Source organism: Pararhizobium sp. P1_E7, from assembly GCF_056405855.1.
On record NZ_JBFUBH010000050.1, the window covers coordinates 1 to 20427 of the forward strand.

At 60.4% G+C, this 20427-nt stretch carries 22 protein-coding genes; 13 read left to right on the top strand and 9 right to left on the bottom strand.

Annotation, left to right across the window (positions count from 1 at the left end):
* A partial coding sequence (locus AC1D17_RS23350) for a LacI family DNA-binding transcriptional regulator (RefSeq protein WP_477567688.1) occupies window positions 1-987 on the bottom strand: 987 nt, incomplete at its 3' end.
* Window positions 988-1264: 277 nt separating this feature from the next.
* Here AC1D17_RS23350 and AC1D17_RS23355 point away from each other — a divergent pair.
* The 12 genes from AC1D17_RS23355 (at window position 1265) to AC1D17_RS23410 (ending at window position 11416) form a co-directional block, all read left to right on the top strand.
* Window positions 1265-2542, top strand: coding sequence for an amino acid ABC transporter substrate-binding protein (locus tag AC1D17_RS23355; protein ID WP_477567689.1), 1278 nt, complete (start codon window positions 1265-1267; stop codon window positions 2540-2542).
* A gap of 77 nt (window positions 2543-2619) precedes the next feature.
* On the top strand, window positions 2620-3366 hold the full coding sequence (locus AC1D17_RS23360; protein WP_477567690.1) for an ABC transporter ATP-binding protein: 747 nt from the start codon (window positions 2620-2622) through the stop codon (window positions 3364-3366).
* A complete protein-coding gene (locus tag AC1D17_RS23365) occupies window positions 3366-4094 on the top strand; it encodes an ABC transporter ATP-binding protein (protein WP_477567691.1) in 729 nt (242 codons plus the stop codon). The genes AC1D17_RS23360 and AC1D17_RS23365 overlap by 1 nt, the downstream gene beginning before the upstream one ends.
* 11 nt (window positions 4095-4105) lie before the next feature.
* Entirely contained in the window at window positions 4106-4984 is an 879-nt protein-coding gene (locus AC1D17_RS23370; RefSeq protein ID WP_477567692.1) for a branched-chain amino acid ABC transporter permease, read from the top strand.
* Window positions 4984-6027: a branched-chain amino acid ABC transporter permease gene (locus AC1D17_RS23375; protein ID WP_477567693.1), complete on the top strand. Its 1044-nt coding sequence runs from the start codon at window positions 4984-4986 to the stop codon at window positions 6025-6027. Before AC1D17_RS23370 ends, AC1D17_RS23375 begins: the two co-directional genes overlap by 1 nt.
* 77 nt (window positions 6028-6104) lie before the next feature.
* Window positions 6105-6878, top strand: coding sequence for a glutathione S-transferase family protein (locus AC1D17_RS23380; protein WP_477567694.1), 774 nt, complete (start codon window positions 6105-6107; stop codon window positions 6876-6878).
* A 27-nt stretch (window positions 6879-6905) separates the two neighbouring features.
* Window positions 6906-7832 (top strand): dioxygenase family protein, encoded by a 927-nt coding sequence (locus tag AC1D17_RS23385; RefSeq protein WP_477567695.1) that lies wholly within the window; start codon window positions 6906-6908, stop codon window positions 7830-7832.
* A gap of 17 nt (window positions 7833-7849) precedes the next feature.
* Window positions 7850-8596, top strand: coding sequence for an SDR family NAD(P)-dependent oxidoreductase (locus AC1D17_RS23390; RefSeq protein ID WP_477567696.1), 747 nt, complete (start codon window positions 7850-7852; stop codon window positions 8594-8596).
* Complete coding sequence (locus tag AC1D17_RS23395; protein ID WP_477567697.1) at window positions 8596-9474, top strand: beta-keto acid cleavage family enzyme; 879 nt, start codon at window positions 8596-8598, stop codon at window positions 9472-9474. The genes AC1D17_RS23390 and AC1D17_RS23395 overlap by 1 nt, the downstream gene beginning before the upstream one ends.
* Window positions 9475-9507: 33 nt before the next feature.
* The gene (locus AC1D17_RS23400; RefSeq protein WP_477567698.1) at window positions 9508-10512 is read left to right on the top strand and encodes a quinone oxidoreductase family protein; all 1005 of its coding nucleotides are present in this window, start codon (window positions 9508-9510) and stop codon (window positions 10510-10512) included.
* 10 nt (window positions 10513-10522) lie between these two features.
* A complete protein-coding gene (locus AC1D17_RS23405) occupies window positions 10523-10855 on the top strand; it encodes a cupin domain-containing protein (protein WP_477567699.1) in 333 nt (110 codons plus the stop codon).
* 18 nt (window positions 10856-10873) lie between these two features.
* Entirely contained in the window at window positions 10874-11416 is a 543-nt protein-coding gene (locus tag AC1D17_RS23410) for a gamma carbonic anhydrase family protein (RefSeq protein ID WP_477567700.1), read from the top strand.
* Window positions 11417-11552: 136 nt separating this feature from the next.
* Here the strand turns inward: AC1D17_RS23410 and AC1D17_RS23415 are convergent, their stop codons facing one another.
* Entirely contained in the window at window positions 11553-12524 is a 972-nt protein-coding gene (locus tag AC1D17_RS23415; RefSeq protein WP_477567701.1) for a GlxA family transcriptional regulator, read from the bottom strand.
* A gap of 133 nt (window positions 12525-12657) precedes the next feature.
* Here AC1D17_RS23415 and AC1D17_RS23420 point away from each other — a divergent pair, with 133 nt between their 5' ends.
* Window positions 12658-13644, top strand: a complete 987-nt coding sequence (locus AC1D17_RS23420) for a quinone oxidoreductase family protein (RefSeq protein ID WP_477567702.1) — start codon at window positions 12658-12660, stop codon at window positions 13642-13644.
* Here AC1D17_RS23420 and AC1D17_RS23425 read toward each other — a convergent pair.
* From AC1D17_RS23425 to AC1D17_RS23455, 7 genes are all read right to left on the bottom strand, one after another.
* A complete protein-coding gene (locus AC1D17_RS23425) occupies window positions 13637-14542 on the bottom strand; it encodes a carbohydrate ABC transporter permease (RefSeq protein WP_477567708.1) in 906 nt (301 codons plus the stop codon). The genes AC1D17_RS23420 and AC1D17_RS23425 overlap by 8 nt on opposite strands.
* A 29-nt stretch (window positions 14543-14571) precedes the next feature.
* On the bottom strand, window positions 14572-15636 hold the full coding sequence (locus AC1D17_RS23430) for a carbohydrate ABC transporter permease (RefSeq protein WP_477567709.1): 1065 nt from the start codon (window positions 15634-15636) through the stop codon (window positions 14572-14574).
* 153 nt (window positions 15637-15789) lie between these two features.
* Window positions 15790-17451, bottom strand: a complete 1662-nt coding sequence (locus AC1D17_RS23435) for a sugar ABC transporter substrate-binding protein (protein ID WP_477567703.1) — start codon at window positions 17449-17451, stop codon at window positions 15790-15792.
* A 146-nt stretch (window positions 17452-17597) separates the two neighbouring features.
* Window positions 17598-18659 (bottom strand): ABC transporter ATP-binding protein, encoded by a 1062-nt coding sequence (locus AC1D17_RS23440; RefSeq protein WP_477567704.1) that lies wholly within the window; start codon window positions 18657-18659, stop codon window positions 17598-17600.
* 47 nt (window positions 18660-18706) lie between these two features.
* On the bottom strand, window positions 18707-19642 hold the full coding sequence (gene rbsK, locus AC1D17_RS23445; RefSeq protein WP_477567705.1) for a ribokinase: 936 nt from the start codon (window positions 19640-19642) through the stop codon (window positions 18707-18709).
* A gap of 19 nt (window positions 19643-19661) precedes the next feature.
* Window positions 19662-20117, bottom strand: coding sequence for an RbsD/FucU family protein (locus AC1D17_RS23450; RefSeq protein ID WP_477567706.1), 456 nt, complete (start codon window positions 20115-20117; stop codon window positions 19662-19664).
* Between the two features lie 36 nt (window positions 20118-20153).
* On the bottom strand, window positions 20154-20427 hold a 274-nt coding region (locus tag AC1D17_RS23455), incomplete at its 5' end, for an ABC transporter permease (protein ID WP_477567707.1).

The window sequence follows — 20427 nt, forward strand, 5'->3', positions numbered from 1 at the left end:
CGGCAGGATCGTCTCGGTATCGACGTCATCCGCCGTCTCGCCGTTCAGTAATCGCAGCAGGATCTCGGCGGCCGCACGTCCGGCGCCGTGTTGCTGGATTCTGACCGTCGTCAGCTTCGGCCGGATCAGCTCGAGGAACGGCATGTCGTTGAAGCCAGTGACGGAAACCTGGCGCGGGCAGTCGATGCCGCGCTCGCGCAGGCCCTCGATGGCGCCCAGCGCCAGGCGGTCGTTGGCACAGAGCACGGCGGTAAAGGTCTTGCCAGACGAAAGCAACTCGGTCAGGCAGCGGCTGCCCTCCTGCTCGTCGAAACGGGTGGCGACGGCGATGAGCTGTTCATCGATCTCGGCGTCGAGGTCTTGCGCCGCCCTGCGGAATGCCGCGAGCCGTAATTGCCCGGTGGAGAGATCCTGCGGCCCGGCGATATGTGCGATCCGGGTATGCCCGAGTTGGCGCAGATGCCGCAGCATCTGGCAGATGCCGGCATCCTCATCGTTGATGACATAGGGGATATCGGAGTCCTCGACCTTTCGGTTGAGCGTCACGACCGGCAATCCATCCTCGGCAGCACTGGCGATCGACGGATCGCTGCGCAGCACGGCGGCGTGGATGATGCCATCCACGCCGCGGTCGCGCAGCACGTCGAGAAGGCGGATTTCCCGATCCCTCTCGCTGTCGGTGTTGACGATGATCGAGGCATAGCCGAGAGGCTCGAGCACGCTTTCAATGCCGCGCAGGATCGGAGGGAAAATGACGTTGGTGATATCGGGGATCATCACGCCGACGGTCATCGTCCGGTTGGTCCTGAGCCCCGCCGCGATCCGGTTCGGCCGGTAGCCCAGGCTTTCCGCCGCCGCCTGGATTCTTTTGGCGACTTCTTCCGTGATCGTTTTGCGCTCAATGGGGTCCAATGCCCGCGAAACGGTCGATACGTGAACGCCGGTCTCCCGCGCTATGTCCTTCAACGTAATACGTTTTTTTTGCATGTCATCGCCTCACATGGTGCCGCATTCTACCGTGTGAATCGAATTAAGCAATCGATTGCAGAATTTTCCTTGACTGTACGAATATGAGATGTTAGTGAATTATGCAATCGATTGCACGCTTTCGCATGGCGAGATATCGTTCGTCGATTATTCACGCGATCATTTGCCTTAGGGAGGAGCCTTGGAGGTAAGCGATGTGCGCGGAGCGGGCAATCCGGTTGTCCGTCGATTTTTTTGGCAAGCCGTGCAATCGATTGCACCAAAAGGAGGAACATCGATGAAATTGACGAAATTTCTAGCGACGACGGCAGCGGCGGCTTTGCTGGCCAGCGCCGTCCAGGCGGCAAACATCAAGATCGGCGCATCGCTACCGATTACCGGCGGCCTTTCGGTCAGCGGTGAAAAACACAAGCGTGGCTACGAGCTGTGCACCAAGCTGATCAACGAGGCCGGTGGTATTCTCGGCCGGCAGGTGGAGCTGGTCGTCAGCGACAATCGTTCCGACCCGGCAACCGCGATCAACCAGTACGAGCGATTCATCAATGTCGACAAGGTCGATGCGGTCTACGGCACCTTTTCCAGCCGCCTGACCTTCCCGGTCGCCAGCATTCTTTCGAAATACAACATGGTGCACCCCGTACCGTCGGGCGGCGCGCTGCGCATCTACGAGCAGGGCTACAAGAACCTGTTCTATTTCCAGGTCAGCGCCGCGGAATATACCGGCAAGGACGTGATCGCCGTTATGAAGGACATCGTCGCTTCGGGCCAGGCGCCGAAGACGGTCGCGGTCGTTTCAGCCGATGACTTCTTCGCCAATGCGATTGCCGCCGGCCTGCTGGGCCAGAAGGTCAAGGATCCTGCGACCGACAAGGAAATCGCCGATCTTGCACCCGGCTATCTTGCCGACGCCGGCATCAAGGTCGTGATGCAGGAGAAGTGGCCCGAAGAAGGTTTCAACGACTGGCTCAATATGGCCAACTCGATCAAGCGCTCGGGCGCCGAGATGATCGTCGGCCTGACGGCATCCGCCGAAGAGGCCGTTCAGTTGACGCGCGCGCTGAAAACGGTCGGCGCGACACCGAAGCTGGTCTATCTCAGCCAGGGTGCGCAGAACGAGTTCATCGAAGGCGTCGGCAAGGAAGCCGCCGAAGGCGTGTTGATCCACACGACCTGGCACAAGGACGTTCCATTCGAGGGCACGCTGGCCGGCAAGCCGTTCAGCAACGGCGACTTCGTCAAGGCATTCCAGGCCGCCTATGGCGTCGAGCCGGATGAAGACAGCGCCATCCCCTTCGCGGTCTGCCAGGGCATAGAACAGGCCATTGCCGGTGCCAATTCCACCGACAATGCCAAGATGGGCGAATGGCTGCATGCACGCACCAAGGATAACCCGGTGCGCACCGTTCTTGGCCGCTTCACCTGGGACGAGCGCGGCCTGGCCAAGAACAAGGAGCACATCATGACCCAGTGGCAGGATGGTCAGCTGAAGTTCGTCTATCCGAAGGGCGAGTTCGAGGGCGTCGTGCCGTTCAGCTACCCCAAGGCGGGTTTCTGACCTCTCCCGTACCGTGAGGCCGCGCCGCGGTCTCACATCCTGACTGCCGAATGCAGACGTGATGGAAGGTAAGACGCATGCTCGAAGTGAAAAATCTCTGCAAGCATTATGGAGGCATACGGGCCGTCGACGGCGCGACGTTTACCGTCGAGAAGGGCTCGGTCACCGCCCTGATCGGCCCGAACGGCGCCGGCAAGACGACCGCTTTCAACTGTATTAGCCGCACGGTTGCGCCCACATCCGGCGAAGTCTGGCTGGACGGCCAACGGATCGATCATCTGCGGCCGCACAAGGTGACCGCCAGGGGCCTGAGCCGCACCTTTCAGATTTCCCGTAATCTCTCGGACATGACCGTCATCGAGAACGTCATTGTCCAGTCGCGCGTCGACGGCATCGCCGGGCTGTTCAAGCCGGCGATGAGCCGGGAGGAAAAGGACAAGGCCATGTCCATCCTCGATTTTCTCGGCATCACCCGCATCGCCTATGAGGACGGCAACAACCTGTCCTACGGGCAGAAGAAGCTGATGGATCTCGCAGCCCTTCTGATGTCCGACCCGAAGATCATCCTGCTCGATGAGCCGGCCGGCGGCGTCAACCCGTCGCTGCTGGAGGAAATCATCGGTCATATCCAGGCGCTGAATGCGCGCGGACTGACGGTGCTGATCGTCGAGCACAACATGGACCTGATCATGCGGCTTTCGCACCGTGTGGTCGTGATGGCGCAGGGCCGGGTGATCTGCGACGGGACGCCTGATGTCGTGCGCAAGGATCCGCAGGTGCTTGATGCCTATCTCGGTGGCGTGCTCGAGCAGGAGGCGGCGTGATGACGGAGCTTCTTCAGGTTACCAACATTACCGCCGGCTACGGCGATGGTCCGGCGATCCTCGACGGCGCCCATCTGACCGTCGAGCCCGGCAAGGTCCATTGCATCATCGGCCCGAACGGGGCCGGCAAATCGACGCTGATGAAGGCCATCTGCGGCATGCTGACGATCCGCAAGGGCGACGTCGTCTTCAAGGGCAAGCGCCTGAACGGCATGCGTCCGGACCAGATCCTGCGCGAAGGCATCTGTTTCGTGCCGCAGGAGCGGGCGCTGTTTCCGAAGATGACCGTGCGCGAAAACCTGCGGATGGGCGGCTTCATCCTTGATGACAAGAAGGAGCTGGAACGCCGCATCGAAGGCATTCTCGAACGGTTTCCGATCCTGCGCGAGCGGGCAGACCAGCATGCCGGCACCATGTCCGGCGGCCAGCAGCAGACGCTCGCGATGGCACGCACGCTGATCATCAAGCCGGCGATCGTCATGCTCGACGAGCCCTCGCTCGGACTGGCGCCGAAGATCGTCCAGGAAATGTTCGACATCATGAAGATGATGTCGGCGGAAGGCGTCACAGTTCTGCTCGTGGAGCAGAACGCGTTGATGGGCCTGAAGAATTCCGACTGGGGCGTGGTGCTCGACCTCGGACGCACGCTGTTTGAGGGGCCGGCCGCCAGTGTGCTGGCCGACCCGCGTATCCAGGAACTCTACCTTGGCGGCAAGAAGGCCGCCTGAAGGAGCACATGATGGCAGATATTCTGCAAATACTCATTCTGGGCCTCGCTCTCGGCGGCGTCATCGCACTGATGGGGTCCGGCCTGTCGCTGGTCTTCGGCGTGATGCGCATCGTCAATCTCGCGCACCCTTCGCTGATTATTGGCGGCGCCTACGTCACCWATTGGGCCTTCAAGATGACCGGTCTCGATCCGATCGTCATGCTGCCCGTCGCCTCCCTGATCATGGCCGCCATCGGCGTTCTGCTCTACCGTCTGATGTTCGAGCGGGAAACCAAGAGCGCCAAATATTCCGAGATGACGGTGCTTCTGACCTTCGCGCTGGCAATGATGGTCGAAGGCCTGCTTGGCGGGTTGTTCACAAATACACAGCGCGTCGTTTCGCCGGAATATGCAACGGATGCCTTCTTCATCGGCGATCTCTTCATTCCGAAGGGGCAACTCTATGCCGGCATCGTTTCGCTTTTCATTATCGGCGGGCTGAGCCTGTTTCTCAAATATTCCCGCCTCGGCTATGCGATCCGGGCAACGACGCAGAACCGTGAAGCTGCCGAGCTTCTGGGCGTCAACGTCAACTTCATCTGCATCCTCGCCTTTGCCATCGGCATCGGTCTTGCCGGTGCGGCCGGGTCGCTCGTCAGCTTCGTTTTCAGTTTCTTCCCGGCAAAACATTGGGAATGGATTGCCATGCTGATGTCGGTCGTGGTGCTCGGTGGCATGGGCAGCATTCTCGGCACGGTGGTCGCGGCACTCATGCTCTCGGTCATCGCCGCCTTTGTCGGCACCTGGATCGGCGCGACCTGGTCGACGCTCACCTTCTTCCTCGCTCTTTTCCTCATCCTGCTGGTGCGGCCCCAGGGCCTGTTCGGCGAAAAACCGGAGATGGCATGATGTCCGTTACACTTCAGCAGTCCAGCGCCAGTGCAGTCGTCGAAGCGCGCCGCGCCCACAATGAGAAGCTTGCCCGCAAGGCCGACCAGACCCGGGCCACATGGTTTCCATTGGCCGTGATGGCCATCCTCATCGCCCTGCCGCTGCTGCAATTCACCGGCAACTACAATTACCTGCTGCACATGGTGCTGTTCACGGCCTCCTATGTCGCCATGGCCTCGGGCTGGAATATCCTTGGCGGCTTTGCCGGCTACATTTCGCTCGGACACGCCGTGTTCTTTGCGATCGGCGGCTATTTCTCCGGCATGATCCTTGCTCGCTACGGCATCTCAACGATCATCACCGCACCCCTGGCCGGCCTCCTTGCCGCGGTGGTCGGGTACCTCATCGGCATGGTGACGCTGAAGGTGCGGGGTCCGAGTTTCATCATCTCATCGATCGCTCTTTTGATGATCGCCCGCATCCTGTTCGATAACTGGGAGTTCATCGGCGGCGCCAATGGCGTCACGCTGCCGCCGAACGGTCTGCCCGTGCTCTGGGCAAAAGTGCCTTACTATTACGCGATGCTGGCCATTGCCGCGTTTACCATCTGGGCGAGCTACCGGATCAAGCACTCGAAGTTCGGCCTTGGCCTCAGGGCCATCTCCAAGGACGAGATCAAGGCGGAAAGCGCCGGTATCGACACCCGCTTCTACAAAGTGATGGCCTTTGCGCTGTCGGCATTCTTCGTCGGCATGGCGGGTGCGGTGTGGGGCGAATACCTCACCTATCTCAGGCCCAACATCTTCCTGGTGATCCTTGTCTCGGCAAACCTGGTGCTGATGTCGATCCTGGGCGGCAAGGGCACGATTGCGGGACCAGCGATCGGCGCCATCCTGATCGTCGTGCTCAACGAACTGTTCGTCGCCACCATGGGCGCCTCGGAGATCAACATCCTCGGTACGGGCATGGTGATGGCGGCGGGCCTGATGTTCTTCCCGCTCGGCCTCGTCGGCACGCTGGCGCGGAAAGGCAAACTGCCCCGCGTTCTCAACTGGGATTGACCGTACGCACTGTCCCCAATCGGGCGCCGTCTCAATGCTTGATTTTAACCTTGCCGAAGGGCGGGAGGAGAGATGTCATGCCGGAATATGTTCTTTACAATGCGCCGCAATCCACCTGCAGCCAGCGTGTCCGCTACGTGCTGCATGCCAAGAGCCGAGAGTTCGAGGAACATAAGCTCGATCTCTTCAAGGGCGACCAGCTGAAGCCGGAATACCTGAAGATCAATCCGAACGGCCTGGTGCCGGCGCTGGTCCACAACGGCAACGCGGTCATCGATTCCGCCGTCATCATGGAATATCTCGAAGATATCCTCGGCACCGTCTCGCCGTTACGGCCGGAGGATCCGCTGAAGGTGGCCCGGATGCGGGCGATGATGCGCTACATCGATGAGGTTCCGACACCGGCGGTCCGCGTGCCGTCCTATAATCTGGCGTTCCTGCCGCACTATCAGGCGATGACGCAGGAGGAATTCCTCGCCGTCTGCGAGAGCAAGCCGCTTCGCCGCGAGTTCCTGCTCAAGATGGGCCGCACCGGTTTCCCGCAATCGGAAATGGACGAAGCGCTCGGTCGCCTGCGCCGCGGCATTGAGCGCATGACAAGCTGGCTGCGGGAAAACGACGGCCCCTGGCTCATGGGCAAGGACCTGACGCTTGCCGACATCGCCATCATGCCCGTCATCGTGCGTATGGACGACATCAATCTCGGCCACATCTGGGACGATGCGCCCGAAATCAGCACGTGGCTCGACCGCATCCGCACCACCGATGCGTTTGCCAAGACCTATTACCACGGTGCCCTGCTGACGGAGAAATATCCACATCTGCGGGCCTTGAAGACGGTAGCCGCCTGAAGCGCGGGCAACGACAGGAGAAGCATCATGCAGCACGTAACAATCGAACCGAAGCTCATAAGCACAGTTGCCGACGTGACGCCGACGGTGCTTGCGGCGATGTCGCGCACATCCGATCCGCGGCTGAAACAACTCATGGATTCCATGGTTCGGCACCTGCACGCATTCATCATCGAGACCCAGCCGACCGAAGAGGAATTCGAGCAGGGCCTGCGCTGGATCGCAGCCCTTGGCCATCACACCAACGAGAGCAATAACGAGGTGGTGCTTGCCGCCGACGTCGTCGGTGCCTCGACGCTGATTGACCTGATCAACAATGACGGCATGCAGGGTGAAACCATGTCGGCGCTGCTCGGCCCGTTCTATCGCGGGCAGGCGCCGGATTGCGCCTGCGGCGACTGCATCGCCCGCTCCGAAACGCCCGGTCCGGTGCTCTATTTCAAAGGCAAGGTGACGGGTGTCGATGGTGCTCCGATCGACGGTGCGAAGCTCGACGTCTGGCAGGCCTCACCGGTCGGTCTTTACGAAAACCAGGATACGGGCCAGGACGATTTCAACTTGCGCGGCGTGTTTCGCACCGATGCCGCCGGCAGCTTCCACTTTACTTCGGTCAAACCGGCCGGCTATCCGGTTCCGGTCGACGGCCCCGTCGGGGATCTGCTGCGGGCACAGCAGCGCCATCCGATGCGCCCAGCGCACATCCACTTCATCGTCTCGGCGCCCGGCCACAAGACGCTGGTGACCCAGATATTCTCGGACACCCATGACGCGCTCGCCACCGACGTCGTCTTCGGTGCCAAGACACAGATCATCGGCGACTTCGTCGAGCATACCGAACCGCATCCCGATCATCCGGACACGCCGCTGCCGTTCTACACCTGCGAGTACGAGTTCAAGCTGGTCGAGGGTGAGCCGACTTATCCGGTACCGCCGATCTCCGGCAAGAAACATTGACAGGGCAGGAAATGAACATGTCGCAGGCTCTGAATGACAAGGTCGCAGTGGTGGTTGGCGGTTCCGGCGGGATCGGGCAGGAAACCTGCCGGTTGCTCGCAGAAGCTGGCGCCCGCGTCGCGGTCGGCTACCGTTCCAGCAGGGAAAAGGCAGAGGCGCTCGTCAAAAGCCTGCCGGGTGAGGGACACGTGGCTTTGCCGGTATCGATCGAAGACACGCCGAGCATCAAGGCCTTTCGCGAGGCCGTGATCGCACGGTTTGAGCGGGTGGATATTCTGGTGAACACGGCCGGCGTGACCAAACCGGTTCCGCATGCCGATCTGGATGCGCTGACTGATGAACTGATCGACCAGATATTCGTCAACAACTGGCGTGGCGTGTTCTCGACGGTCAGGGCCTTCGCACCGGCCTTGAAGGCAAGCGGCGACGGGCTGATCGTCAATGTCTCCTCGATCGCCGCTTTCACCGGGATCGGCTCCAACATAGCCTACTGCGGCGCCAAGGCAGGGCTCGACATCATGAGCAATTCGCTGGCGCGGGCCTTGGCACCACATGTCCGTGTCATGGCAGTTTCACCGGGCATGGTCGATACCGATTTCGTTCCCGGCCGCGGCCAGGAATTCAAGGACAAGGCGGCGGCTGCAACGCCGCTGAAGCGGCTGACGACCACCACCGATGTCGCCGAAGCAATCCTTGCCTGCGCAACACATCTCAAATTCTCGACTGGCACCCGGATTGTCGTCGATGGCGGGAGGCACCTCTGATGCAGCCAAAGATCATCATCACCTGTGCCGTGACCGGCAATCTCACCACCCGGGAAAACCACCCGGGCCTACCGGTCACGCCCGAGGAAATCGCCAATTCTTGTCTGGAGGCAGCCGATGCCGGGGCAGCCGTCGTCCACATCCATGTCCGCGATCCGGAAACGGCAAAGCCGTCGATGGAGCTTCGTTACTACAAGGAAGTCATCGAACGTATCCGGGCGAAGAACGATGCGGTGATCCTCAACGTCACCACCGGGCCGGGCGGACGCTATCATCCGAGCGACGAGAACCCGGCCGTTGCCGGTCCGCGCACGACGCTGATGCGGCCGGAGCGGCGGGTAGAACACATCATCGCGCTTAAACCCGATATCGCGACACTCGATCTCAACACCATGACCTTCGGCGCCGAGGTGGTGATCAATACCCCCGGCAATGTGAAAATCATGGCCGACCTCATCAACGGTGCCGGCGTCAAGCCAGAACTCGAAGTCTTCGACACCGGCGATATTCAGCTTGCCAACGATCTGCTGAAGGCCGGCGTGCTGAAATCGCCCGGCATGTTCACCATCGTCACGGGTGTCAAGTATGGGCTGCCGGCAACGCCGGACGCGATGGCGCTCGCCGCGCGCATGCTGCCGCGCGATGCTGTCTGGACCGGCTTCGGCGTCGGCCGGATGTCGTTTCCGATGGCTGCGCAATCCTATCTGCTCGGCGGCCATGTGCGGGTCGGGTTGGAGGATAATTCCTACATCGCCAAGGGCGTACTCGCGAAGGGCAACGGCGAACTCGTCGAGCGCGCCCGCGACATCATCGAAAAGCTGGGCGGGCAGATCGCCGGCCCGTCGGAAGCCAGAAGTATCCTGCAATTGAAGGCCTGAGCGGCCGGGCGTACCCAAGAAAGGACCAACCCAATGAACATCCTCACAGAGACGAAGGCCGGCAAGGCGCTGCGTGTTTCGCAGGCATCCGCCGATCTCGACAACCTGCTTATTGACGTCGTCGATGTCAGCGTACCGCGTCCGGGTCCCGGCCAGGTGCTCGTCGAAATCGTCGCCGCCGGCGTCAACCCGAGCGACGTCAAGGCCTCCCTCGGCCATATGCCGCACGCCGTCTGGCCACGCATTCCCGGTCGCGATTTCGGCGGCATTGTCCGCGAAGGCCCAAAACAGATGATCGGTCTGGAGATCTGGGGCGGCGGCGGCGAACTCGGCATCAGCCAGGACGGCAGCCATGCCAAATGGATGGTGCTCGACCAGAAGGCAGTGCGTGAGAAGCCTGCCAACTTCACCATGGAAGAGGCGGGTTCCATCGGCGTGCCTTTCATCACCGCATACGAAGGCTTGCGGGAAGCCGGCGGCGTGCAGCCAACCGATGTCGTTCTCGTCTGTGGCGGCAATGGTAAGGTCGGCCAGGCTGCGATCCAGCTCGCGACCATGGCTGGGGCCAAGGTTTTCGCCGTCGAATATAACGACCAGCCGCTGCTGGGTCACACCAATGCTCCGGTGACGATGCTCAACAGCAGCAAGGACGACGTGGCGCAGATCGTTCGTGACCAGACCGGTGGCCACGGCGCCGATATCGTCTTCAACACCGTCGGCAGCCCCTATTTCGAGATTGCAAACAAGGCGATGGCGAAGCAGGCGCGGCAGATCTTCATCTCGACCTTCGACCGGGCCGTGCCCTTCGATATTTTCAACTTTTTCCGCGGCCGCCACAAATATATCGGGATCGACACGCTGGCACTGTCTTCCGTCGATGGTGCGCGTATCTTCGACCGGCTGAAGCCGAAATTCGAGGAGGGTCTCTTGAAGCCTTTCCCGATCAATCCGGCCACCTGCTACAGCCTCGCTGGCGCCGCCAAGGCCTATGCCTCGGTACTACGCGGGACGCCGGATCGCGTTCTCCTGAAGCCGTAAAGGGCAGGCGATGCAGGTTACCCGCTATCAGGAGGCGAAACCTTACGAGGCGGCAGAGCATTACGACATGCGCTGCCTGCGCCTGCAGGGCAAGGAGGCGACGGAAACCGATACGATCTGGATCGGCCTGTCGCATCTTCTGCCCGGCGGGCGGACCTCGCTGACGGCCGCGTCCGTCGAGAAGATCTATATCGTTGTCGCGGGAGAAGTGACGGTCGAGACGGTGTCCGGGACTGTTGCGCTCGGCCCTCTCGACAGTTGCCGGGTGGCGCCCGGCGAGGCCCGGGCACTCGTCAACCGGACGAATGCACCGGCGTCGATCCTGCTCGCCATGCCAACGTAAATGAAGAAGGAAGCATCGATGGTGGCACCGGGCTTGTTCCGGCTGGGCGCGCGAACGCCCAGCCTGCCAGATGACGGACGGTATTACGTGGCACCGGGCGCCATGGTGATCGGCGACATCCGGATCGAAAGCGACGTCAGCATATGGTTCAACGCGGTGCTGCGCGGCGACAACGAAGCGATCACGCTCAGACGCGGTTGCAATGTGCAGGACGGCTGCGTCATTCACACCGACCCGGGCTATCCTGTGGAGATCGGCGAAGACGCGACCATCGGCCACAATGCGATCATTCACGGCTGCCGCGTCGGAAAGGGCAGCCTCATCGGCATGGGTGCGACCGTGCTCAACGGCGCCGTTATCGGCGAACGATGCCTTGTCGGCGCAAATTCGCTCGTGCGCGAGGGCATGATCGTGCCGGACGGCTCGATGGTGGTCGGCATCCCCGCGGTCATCATCCGCAGCCTTGACGAACACGCGGCTGCGAGGCTCGCCGAAGGTGCACGGCGATACCGCGAAAAGGCGGCGCTTTACGGCGTGGACTTGACCGTCGTACAGGGATGATGTGTCGGGCGTTGGCTCCGCCCTCTCGCCAAGCCGCATTCTCAGCCTCGCTCTTGCGAGCCGGCACAAAAACAACTCCACCTCCCAGAAGGGCCTGGCAAAGTCATAGGTCTTCGTCCACGCCGGATCGACCCCATTATTGGCTTTGCCGCCGATATTCGCCTGGTGGCATGCCTGTAATGCGACTGAACAGGYGGCTGAACGAGGCGACATCTTGATAGCCGACGCGATAACAGATCTCGGAGATGGCGAGTTGCGTGCTTTCCAGAAGCTCCTTGGCCGCTTCCAAGCGTCGATTTTGAATCCACTGACCTGGGCTGGTCTGAAGTTCCTCCGTGAATCGCCGTGAAAGCGTTCGTGGCGACAGCGCGAGCTGACGGGCGAGAAATGGAAGACTGAGGGCGGGCATGTTGGCGGCGGTAACGGTTCCCAGCTTCTCCAGAAACGAGATGCGCTCCGGAATGGCGGCGTCTTCAAGGCGAAATTCATAAGGAGTCTGCAGCCGCCGTGACGGGGGCAGGACAAGCAACTTACGCACGATGCGCTCTTCCTTCGCCAAACCCACATCCTTGAGAAGGGCTTTGGCCAGCTCCAGGCCGGAAAAGCCGCCGCCGCACGTGTAGATTTTTCCTTCCCGGATCAGCAGGCGGGAGGGATCCCAACGCACCTTGGGGAAACGTCGTCCTGCTTCCGCCTTGAGCCACCAAGAAATTGTAGCCCGTTTCCCGTCCAATTGACCGCCCTCCGCGAGGAAGTAGCTCGCCGAGCAGTGTGCTGCGATGATCGCGTCATCGCGCTTGGCCATGGCCAATATGGGTTCGGCATGCCGGCTCTCATCAGCCAATGAGCCCAGCAGCTCGCTTACATTGAGCCCGGGCACGGCGAGCAGGATGAGTACGTCCATTGGTCGGGATGGTGCTTTGAGGGTCTGGAAAACAATTCCTGACGAAGGAGAGGCTGCAGCCTGCCGCGAGACAAACTCGAACGAAAAGATCTCGGCGCGCCGGATAGTGTTCACGAGCTCGAACATCTCGACGAGCGTCGCCGCAACCGCCGAATAGAAAGTGGCCGGCAACCAGATCACCACGTGGATCGGCTTGGAACTCATTCTCGCTCGCGCCCCCCGAGTGCAACACAATAGGATTCTGGCAAGTTTAGCATAGGGTTTGTCATATTTGCCAATTCAGTTTTTCGAACGGGCGACTAGGGTTAAGCATCCGCCCCAAGCATGAGGAATTGTCATGAAAGCGATTGTGTTCGACAAAGCTGGTCCGCCACGAGAGGTGCTGCGCCTCGCTGAGGTTCCGATCCCCGATATCAAAGACAACGAAGTGCTGATMAGGGTGGTCTCGGCACCCATCAGTCCCGGCGACTTCCTGTTTATCGAGAACCTCTATCCCGAGCCGAAGAAGCCGGTCTTTCCGCAGCAAATCGGCGGAAACCACGGGGCAGGCATTGTTCAGAAGGTTGGAAAAGATGTAGCTGACACCGAGCCAGGCGCTTATGTCGCCTTCAGCTACTACAACAGCTGGGCCGAGTACGTAGCCGTCCCGGCGGCATGGTTGATGCCGCTGCCACGGACATTTCCGCCGGAAAAAGCCGGTCAACTCTTCAATCTCATAACGGCGTGGGATCTGGTCGAGGCCGCACGGCTCGCGCCGGGCGATTGGCTCGCCGTCACTGCCGGCAACTCGACCGTTTCGACGATGGTGCTGCAGTTTGCCAGAGCGCGGAGCGTGAACGTCATCTCCTTTGTGAGACGTGCCTATCTCGACTTGAAGGATTTGGGGGCAGCTGAAGTCGTCGAGCTTTCATCACTCTCCGGAAGCGTGTGCGATCGAGTCGCGGAGATCACCGCCAATAGGGGGCTCAACGCGCTGATCGATAATGTTGGCGGTCCCGTCACAGGCGAGCTCATTCGGAGCATGACATTCGGCGGTCAGGTCATCATCAACGGCGGCATGAGCCCCGAACGGTTCGAGCTGCACAATTTCGATGTCCTGCTGAATGGAATCGAAATCAGATCGCACGTCTATCGCTACTTCTTCACGCCGCCGCACCCGAACGACGTGCAAACACTGCGGCGGATTGTTGAAGCATCGGCATCGCCGGACTTCAAGATTGCAGTCGGCGGGATGAACCGACTGGAGGATTTCGAACGTGCGGTCGCTGAGACCTTGGACAGCCCCGAACGTGGAAAGCAGTTCTTCGAACTATCCATCATTTAACCGCCCCCGCTGTTAGTCCCTTGACGATATAGCGTTCGAGGAAAATGCCGATCAGCAGGAGTGGCATGATCGCCGCAGTTGCGATCGCGGCCATGGACCACCAGTTGATCCCCTGCGAGCCCGTCTGGCTGGCAACCATTACCGGCAGGGTCTTGGCATTGGAACTCGTCAGAAGAGCAGCGAAGAAATACTCATTCCAGCAGAGGATCACGGAGAGGATAAAGGCAGCGACCATGCCCGGAAGGGCGATGGGCATCACGATGCGCAAGAACGCACCCCAGATTGAGCAACCGTCGACCATGGCCGCCTGCTCCAGCTCCAGCGGGATTGTGTCGAACTGGTCGCGCATGATCCAGATCACGATCGGCAGCACCATCAGGGTGTAGACGAGCATGAGGCCAACCAGCGAATCCAGCAACATCAGGTGTTTGTAGAGAACCAGAAACGGCATTGCGAGCACAACCGGCGGCAGGATCAATTGCGAGAGAAAGAAGAAGGATATGTCTTTGTTTCGCATCCAGAGAAATGTGTAGGAAAAGCGGCTGAGTCCATAGGCAGCAAGCGAGCCGAGGATCACGGCGATGAAGGATGCGCCAGCTGATGCGATCACGCTGTTCAGAACCCGTCGGATAAACTCGTCCCGCACGGTCGATGTCGCAAAAAGCGTGTCGGGCGAAAGCCCCAGAGACCGCCATCCCTTCCAATCGGGCGTGAAGTCAACGAATGGAATGAGATGCCCCTGCGTCACGTTCACGGCAGTCTTGAACGAGGTCGTGATGGTCCAATAGATCGGAAACAACGAGATGAATGACCACAATATCAGTCCCGCATAGATCAATATCCGCTGGGTGACAAACCGTGTGCGCCATGAAGGATCGCGGCTTGTTGTTACAGGCATACGTGTCATTTTTTCTTCCCGTTCCAGTCTCAGCTCGCCTTCGTCATCCAGCGGCTCACAAGCCTCAAAAGCAGTGCGACAAAGATTATGATGATAACCAAATAGAATTCGGCAAGGATCGTGCCGTAACCCACGTTTGAGCGGTCTCGATACTCCCGGAAGATGAAACTGGAGACCGTGTCCGTGGCACCGCCCGGCCCGCCGGCGGTGACATTGATCACGATGTCGGCAAGTTTCAGCTCGAAGATGATGCGCAAGACAACGGCCGTGATCGACACCGGCAGCATCATCGGAAAGGTAATTTCCCAGAAGGACTGCCAACCCGAAGCGCCGTCAACCTTGGCCGCCTCCCTGACCTCAGACGGCAGAGCCTGAAGACCAGCGAGAAGCAGGATCATTATGAATGGAATCGACACCCAGGCGTCCATCGCCATGATTGAAAGCCGCGCGAGCCAAGGTGTTGAAAAGAAAGCCGGATTGTCCCAGCCGAGATGGCGCGCCAACGTTGCGGCCGGACCGAAACGGTACTCCATCAGCGACTTTCCAATCATCCAGCTGACCGCCACAGGGCTCAACATCAGCGGCAGGAGGAAGGCCACACGGAAGAATTTTCGCGCCTTTATTTCGGCATTGAGCAGAAGCGCAAGCCCGAAAGCAATCGCGTACTGAACTAGCACCGTGAGAACATAATAGACCATGTTCAGCAGGGCGTTCCAGAAATAGGCGTCGGTAAGCAAGGCGCGAAGATTGTCGAGACCATTGAACTGCCGGCCGTTCAGCGAACTTAGGTTCCAGTCCGTGAAGGCGATGTAGAGACCGAAGATCGTCGGAAAAATGACCAGCGCGACGGTGAACAGAACCGCAGGCAGGACGAACAGCGCGCGCTCGCCGTCCTCGCCGCGGATTAGCACCTGCCCCAAGCCCAGTGCCACACACCAGAAGACATAGGCAAAGAGGACCGGTCGCCAGCTGGAAAAGCCAATGGCAAGCGCACCGGAAGCGTCTAGCGTCTGCAGGGCGAGCAGTGTCAGCAGCCCAAGCGAAGCGAATATAATGATAGCCTTTCCGAGCTGTCGGCGTTCCGCCGACGGCATTCCTGCCTGCACCAAGCTCTCCGCAGAAGCGGTCATTGTCGTGGCCATAAGTGAGCATCTCCGGGCGGGGTGAAAACTTCACATCTCGAAACGGTTTCCGATGGGACCGGCGACGTCGTTATACGCCGCCGGTCCCGTGATCATGCCGGCGCTTCAGACGCCGAGCGACGCTTTATAGAGCGCGATCTGCTTTTCACGGCCGATTTGATCGGTGATCTTCTCCCAGGCTGCGGCAATCGCGTCCGCCCCGGCCTGAGCCGTCATCTGACCGGCGAAGACCTTTGCCAGCTCATCCTCGGCGACACTGTAGTATTGGAAAATGCCAGGGATGCGCGGCTCGATCGCGGCATTCGGATGGTTGTAGGAGTTCGACTGCGATGCGAGATAACTCGAAATGAACGCTTCGTCGTAACCTGCCGATACCCATTCCTTAATATCGAACTGACTCTTTCGATAGCACTGGAAACCGGATGGATAGGCTGCTGTCCACAGTGCGATATCCTTGCCACCAAGATGCGCCGCAGCACTCCATGCGGCCTTCTTCTTCTTCTCATCGCTATCGACACGGGCCATGACGTAAACACCCCAGCCGAGATAGGCCATGTTCGGAGCATGGTTCGGACCGCTCGCCAGCTTGTCCCACTGGCCCGTCTTGGCATTGTAGACATCATCCGAACCGGGAAGTATGTCGAAGCCAACGGTTTCACCGATGATGGAACTGTCGCTGGTGCGGGCGCTGGAACCGACGTCGCCCCACCAGGACACCATGGAGCCCGTACCAGCCAGGAACTGCTGGAAGGCTGTCGTGYCGGGATCGGCGTTGAGCTGGTCGCCGGCCTCCGAGGGAAGCGCATCGATGACATCCTGAATGGCGCGAACCCAGGCCGGGTTGTTGATGCGCGGCTTCATCGTATCGACGTCGAACAGCCAGGCTTTGTCGTCGGGGTGCTTGGCGTAAGCTGTGGCGCGGCTGCCGAGGAAGTAAAAGCCAAAGCCGCCCCACGCCTTCGGTGCGTCGAGATAGCCGACTGCTTCCATGCCGCCGATCTGCTTGCCCTTCAAAAACTTCGTGACTTCCTGGACCTTCTGCCAGGTCTTGGGGACGCCCCACTCACCTTCGTGACCCTCGTCCTTCCAGGCTTTTGCAAGGGCTTCGTCGGTGAAATAGTCGGTGCGATAGTTGAAGTTGTGGCAATCGCCATCAACCGAGATACGATAGGTCTTTCCTTCCCAGGTGCCGACCGGCGCCTTGAGATAATCGACATAGTCATCCATGTCGATCTGCGCCTTGACCCAGTCGGGCATTTCGGATGCCAGACCCTTGCCGCAGACATCGCCCTCGAAGGGGGCGCCCATTTCAAGAATGTCAAAGTCTACGGTTCCGGTAGCGATCGCCTGCTGCAGGCGCGGATTGTAGTCGGCCTGCGCCAGGTCGATCCACGAAATCTTCGCTCCGGTGTACTCTTCCCACGATTTCAGGAAGCCACGGAACAGGAGGTTGTGGAGGTTCTGGTTGTTGAGACCCATGAAGGAGAGCTCGACCCCAGCGAATTCGCCTGGGGCGACAGATGCCTTGGTCGGACCAAGACATAGTTCACCGATCTTCTGCCAGTCGGTATCCGTAGGCGAACCCTTATTGACGCCCGGGATTTGCAGCAGTTGCGTGCGCAGCGATGCCTCCTGGGCGCTGGCCGTTCCACCTGGCCCAAACACCTGAGCGGTCGCCGCAAGCGCACCGAGGCTTGCCCCGGTCCTCAGGATGGCCCGACGGCTGAGGCCGATCGCCATTATTCTCTCGAAATCACTAACTTTCATGCTCATTCCTCCCTTTGGTTAGCAACCGACCGTCCCATATGAGCCGGCAACTCGTATTCTGCGTCTTCGGACCGCTTCGCTCGTCGATGTCCTCTGCGACGAGCGACCTGCCGGCGGTTATCCTCGTCCGCCGACACTTTGGAGCGTCACGAGAGCCGTAATCCCGTAGCCTCGTCGAACAGGTGCACGCGAGCCACATCAGGCGTCATCGCAATGGTCTCTCCGGCGCAATCCGCCACCCGTTCGCGGAACACCCCAATTATCCTTTGCGTGCCGAGCCGAGCGAAGACCTGGGTTTCAGCACCGGTCGTCTCGATCACGGTCACCTCGGGCTTGATCTCGCCGCCCAGCGCGAAATGTTCCGGCCGGATGCCATAGAGCACCGGCCTGCCGTCTGTGACGGTGGGCAGGGAGGGCAGGGGTAGCGCGATCCCATCAATTGTCTCGAAGAATGGTCGCTCGCCCCCCCGAAGGTGGCCTTTGATGAGGTTCATCGAGGGCGAGCCGATGAAACCCGCGACAAACGTATTGGCTGGCCGGTCATAGAGCGCCAGCGGCGAGCCGATCTGTTCGACGCGCCCCTCACGCAACACGACGATGCGGTCTGCCATGGTCATCGCCTCGACCTGGTCGTGGGTCACATAGATCATGGTGGTGGCTAGCCGTCGCTGAAGCTCGCGGATCTCGGCGCGCATTTGCACCCTGAGCTTGGCGTCAAGATTGGACAGGGGCTCATCGAAAAGAAATACTTTCGGATCGCGAACGATGGCACGCCCCATGGCAACGCGCTGGCGTTGCCCACCGGACAGCTGGCGCGGATGGCGCTCGAGATAGGGTGTCAGATCGAGAATCTCGGCGGCGTGGCGGACGCGCTTGTCGATATCGGCCTTTTTCTCGCCACGCATCTTTAGGGCAAAACCCATGTTCTCGGCGACGGTTTTATGGGGGTAGAGCGCGTAGCTCTGGAACACCATGGCGATGTCGCGATCCTTTGGCGGAAGCCCGTTGACCACCCGGCCGTCGATGTGAATCTCACCGGAGCTGATCGGCTCCAAGCCGGCTACCATTCGCAGCAGCGTCGACTTTCCGCAGCCCGACGGTCCGACGAGAACGACGAACTCACCGTCCGGTATCTCCACCGAAATGTCGTGAAGCACGGCGAGACTGCCGTAGGCTTTTCTGACATTCACGATATCTATAGTGGCCAAAGTGATTTCCCTCCGCATGCTTCGTTGGACGTTGCGCGTCCGTTGTTTCAGGGACGCGCTCTTCGGAACGCCTCCAGAGCCTGTTCGATTTCCGCAAGTGCGGGCATGGCGAGGGCAGTGCCGCGTCGCGTGACGGCAATACCAGCCGCCACGCATCCGAAGCGGGCGGCGTCGACTGGATCGGCGCCTGTTGACAGCTTGGCGGCAAAGGCCCCGACAAAGGCGTCGCCGGCGCCGGTCGTGTCGATCACCGGCCCACTGGAGATCGCTGGAAGGTGTACCGACCGGTCGGCCGCGTGATAGAGGACACCGCGCGCACCCATCGTAATCAGGGCCGTGCCTGCCCCCTTCGCAAGCAGGGCGTCCCCTGCACGCCGCGCATCCTCCACCGTATCGAGCGGGAAACCGACCAAAGCCGCTGCTTCCGTCTCATTCGGGACGATGTAATTGCACAGCGGGAACACCGCGTCGGGAAAGACTTCGGCGGGGGCCGGATTGAAGACGGTTGTCACACCGGCCCGTCGCGCGATCTCCAGCGCGAAATGCGCGGTGCTGACAGGCTGTTCGAGTTGCGTCACGAAAACACTTGATGCGGTGATGGTTGCGCGTGCGGCTTCGACATCGTCGATCGACAGGGTGCCCGCTGCGCCGGGATAGACGATAATCGCGTTCTCGCCCGTCTGATCGTTGACATAGATGAACGCCGCACCGGTCGCGACATTGTCCATCACAGTTAGCTCTGCGGTGACGCCCGCCTCTTCATAGGTCTTCACTGCCATGTCGCCGAAGGCATCGCGGCCGACTTTGGAGATGAACGAGACCTCCGCGCCGGCCCGCGCGGCCGCAACCGCCTGGTTCGAACCCTTGCCTCCCGCCCCGATCGAGAACCCGCTACCGGCGATCGTTTCCCCGACGACCGGCAAGCGACTGGCAAGATAGGCCGTGTCGGCAACAAAGATCCCAAGAATAGAAACAGCGGGCATCGTCAGGTAACCTTTCCGATTATGCCGAAACGGGCGATACGACGCCTTTGGTGAACAGAAAGCAGCCGTAAAAGCGCGTTTCACCCGTGGTGATCACGCAATACGCCTTCTTTGCGAGATCGTAGAAAGCGAAGCGTTCGATGCCATACATCGGCGAGGGGGTTTCCTCCGCGGCGTCGATTTCGACCTGAACCTCGGTCTGGACCGCCGGGATTTCGCCCGGATGGCCCATCACTTCCATCCGCCCGGCAGAATTCTGCAGTGGCGTGTCGAGCGGCATAACCGAAAGGATGGCCCGGACGGCACGCGCCGCCGGTACATTGTCGATGCTGAGCGGTCTGCCGAGTGAGGTCTGCCGGGCAATCGATGCCGACGGGAAATTGGTGTCGGAAATCACCACCGTGTCGCCGTGGCCCATGGAGCGCAGAGCGTACAAAACATCGGCGTTCAAGACGGGATCAATATTCTTGAGCATGGGGGGTCCTTGTGAACGATGGGGAAACGGCTGCCTTCAGGCGGCCGTGATCCGTTCGCGGTACTTGTCGATGATGACCGCCAGGATGATGACGACGCCGGTGATCATCTGGCGCATGAAGTCACTCAACCCGAAGAGGATGAGACCATTCGCCAGAACGCCGATGATGCAGGCACCAAGCAGGGTGCCGACCACGGTGCCACGCCCACCGTTAAGGCTGGTGCCGCCGATGATCACGGCGGCAATCGCATTGAGCTCGAAGCCTATGCCGATGATCGGGCTCGCGATGTTGAGTCGCGCCATGTAGACC

Coding starts and splice junctions, on each gene's coding strand:
- AC1D17_RS23365 (WP_477567691.1), top strand. CDS start 3,366: ATGACGGAGCTTCTTCAGGTTACCAACATTACCGCCGGCTACGGCGAT.
- AC1D17_RS23355 (WP_477567689.1), top strand. CDS start 1,265: ATGAAATTGACGAAATTTCTAGCGACGACGGCAGCGGCGGCTTTGCTG.
- AC1D17_RS23425 (WP_477567708.1), bottom strand. CDS start 14,542: ATGCCTGTAACAACAAGCCGCGATCCTTCATGGCGCACACGGTTTGTC.
- AC1D17_RS23410 (WP_477567700.1), top strand. CDS start 10,874: ATGGTGGCACCGGGCTTGTTCCGGCTGGGCGCGCGAACGCCCAGCCTG.
- AC1D17_RS23360 (WP_477567690.1), top strand. CDS start 2,620: ATGCTCGAAGTGAAAAATCTCTGCAAGCATTATGGAGGCATACGGGCC.
- AC1D17_RS23450 (WP_477567706.1), bottom strand. CDS start 20,117: ATGCTCAAGAATATTGATCCCGTCTTGAACGCCGATGTTTTGTACGCT.
- AC1D17_RS23385 (WP_477567695.1), top strand. CDS start 6,906: ATGCAGCACGTAACAATCGAACCGAAGCTCATAAGCACAGTTGCCGAC.
- AC1D17_RS23395 (WP_477567697.1), top strand. CDS start 8,596: ATGCAGCCAAAGATCATCATCACCTGTGCCGTGACCGGCAATCTCACC.
- AC1D17_RS23390 (WP_477567696.1), top strand. CDS start 7,850: ATGTCGCAGGCTCTGAATGACAAGGTCGCAGTGGTGGTTGGCGGTTCC.
- AC1D17_RS23430 (WP_477567709.1), bottom strand. CDS start 15,636: ATGCCGTCGGCGGAACGCCGACAGCTCGGAAAGGCTATCATTATATTC.
- AC1D17_RS23375 (WP_477567693.1), top strand. CDS start 4,984: ATGTCCGTTACACTTCAGCAGTCCAGCGCCAGTGCAGTCGTCGAAGCG.
- AC1D17_RS23400 (WP_477567698.1), top strand. CDS start 9,508: ATGAACATCCTCACAGAGACGAAGGCCGGCAAGGCGCTGCGTGTTTCG.
- AC1D17_RS23405 (WP_477567699.1), top strand. CDS start 10,523: ATGCAGGTTACCCGCTATCAGGAGGCGAAACCTTACGAGGCGGCAGAG.
- rbsK (WP_477567705.1), bottom strand. CDS start 19,642: ATGCCCGCTGTTTCTATTCTTGGGATCTTTGTTGCCGACACGGCCTAT.
- AC1D17_RS23380 (WP_477567694.1), top strand. CDS start 6,105: ATGCCGGAATATGTTCTTTACAATGCGCCGCAATCCACCTGCAGCCAG.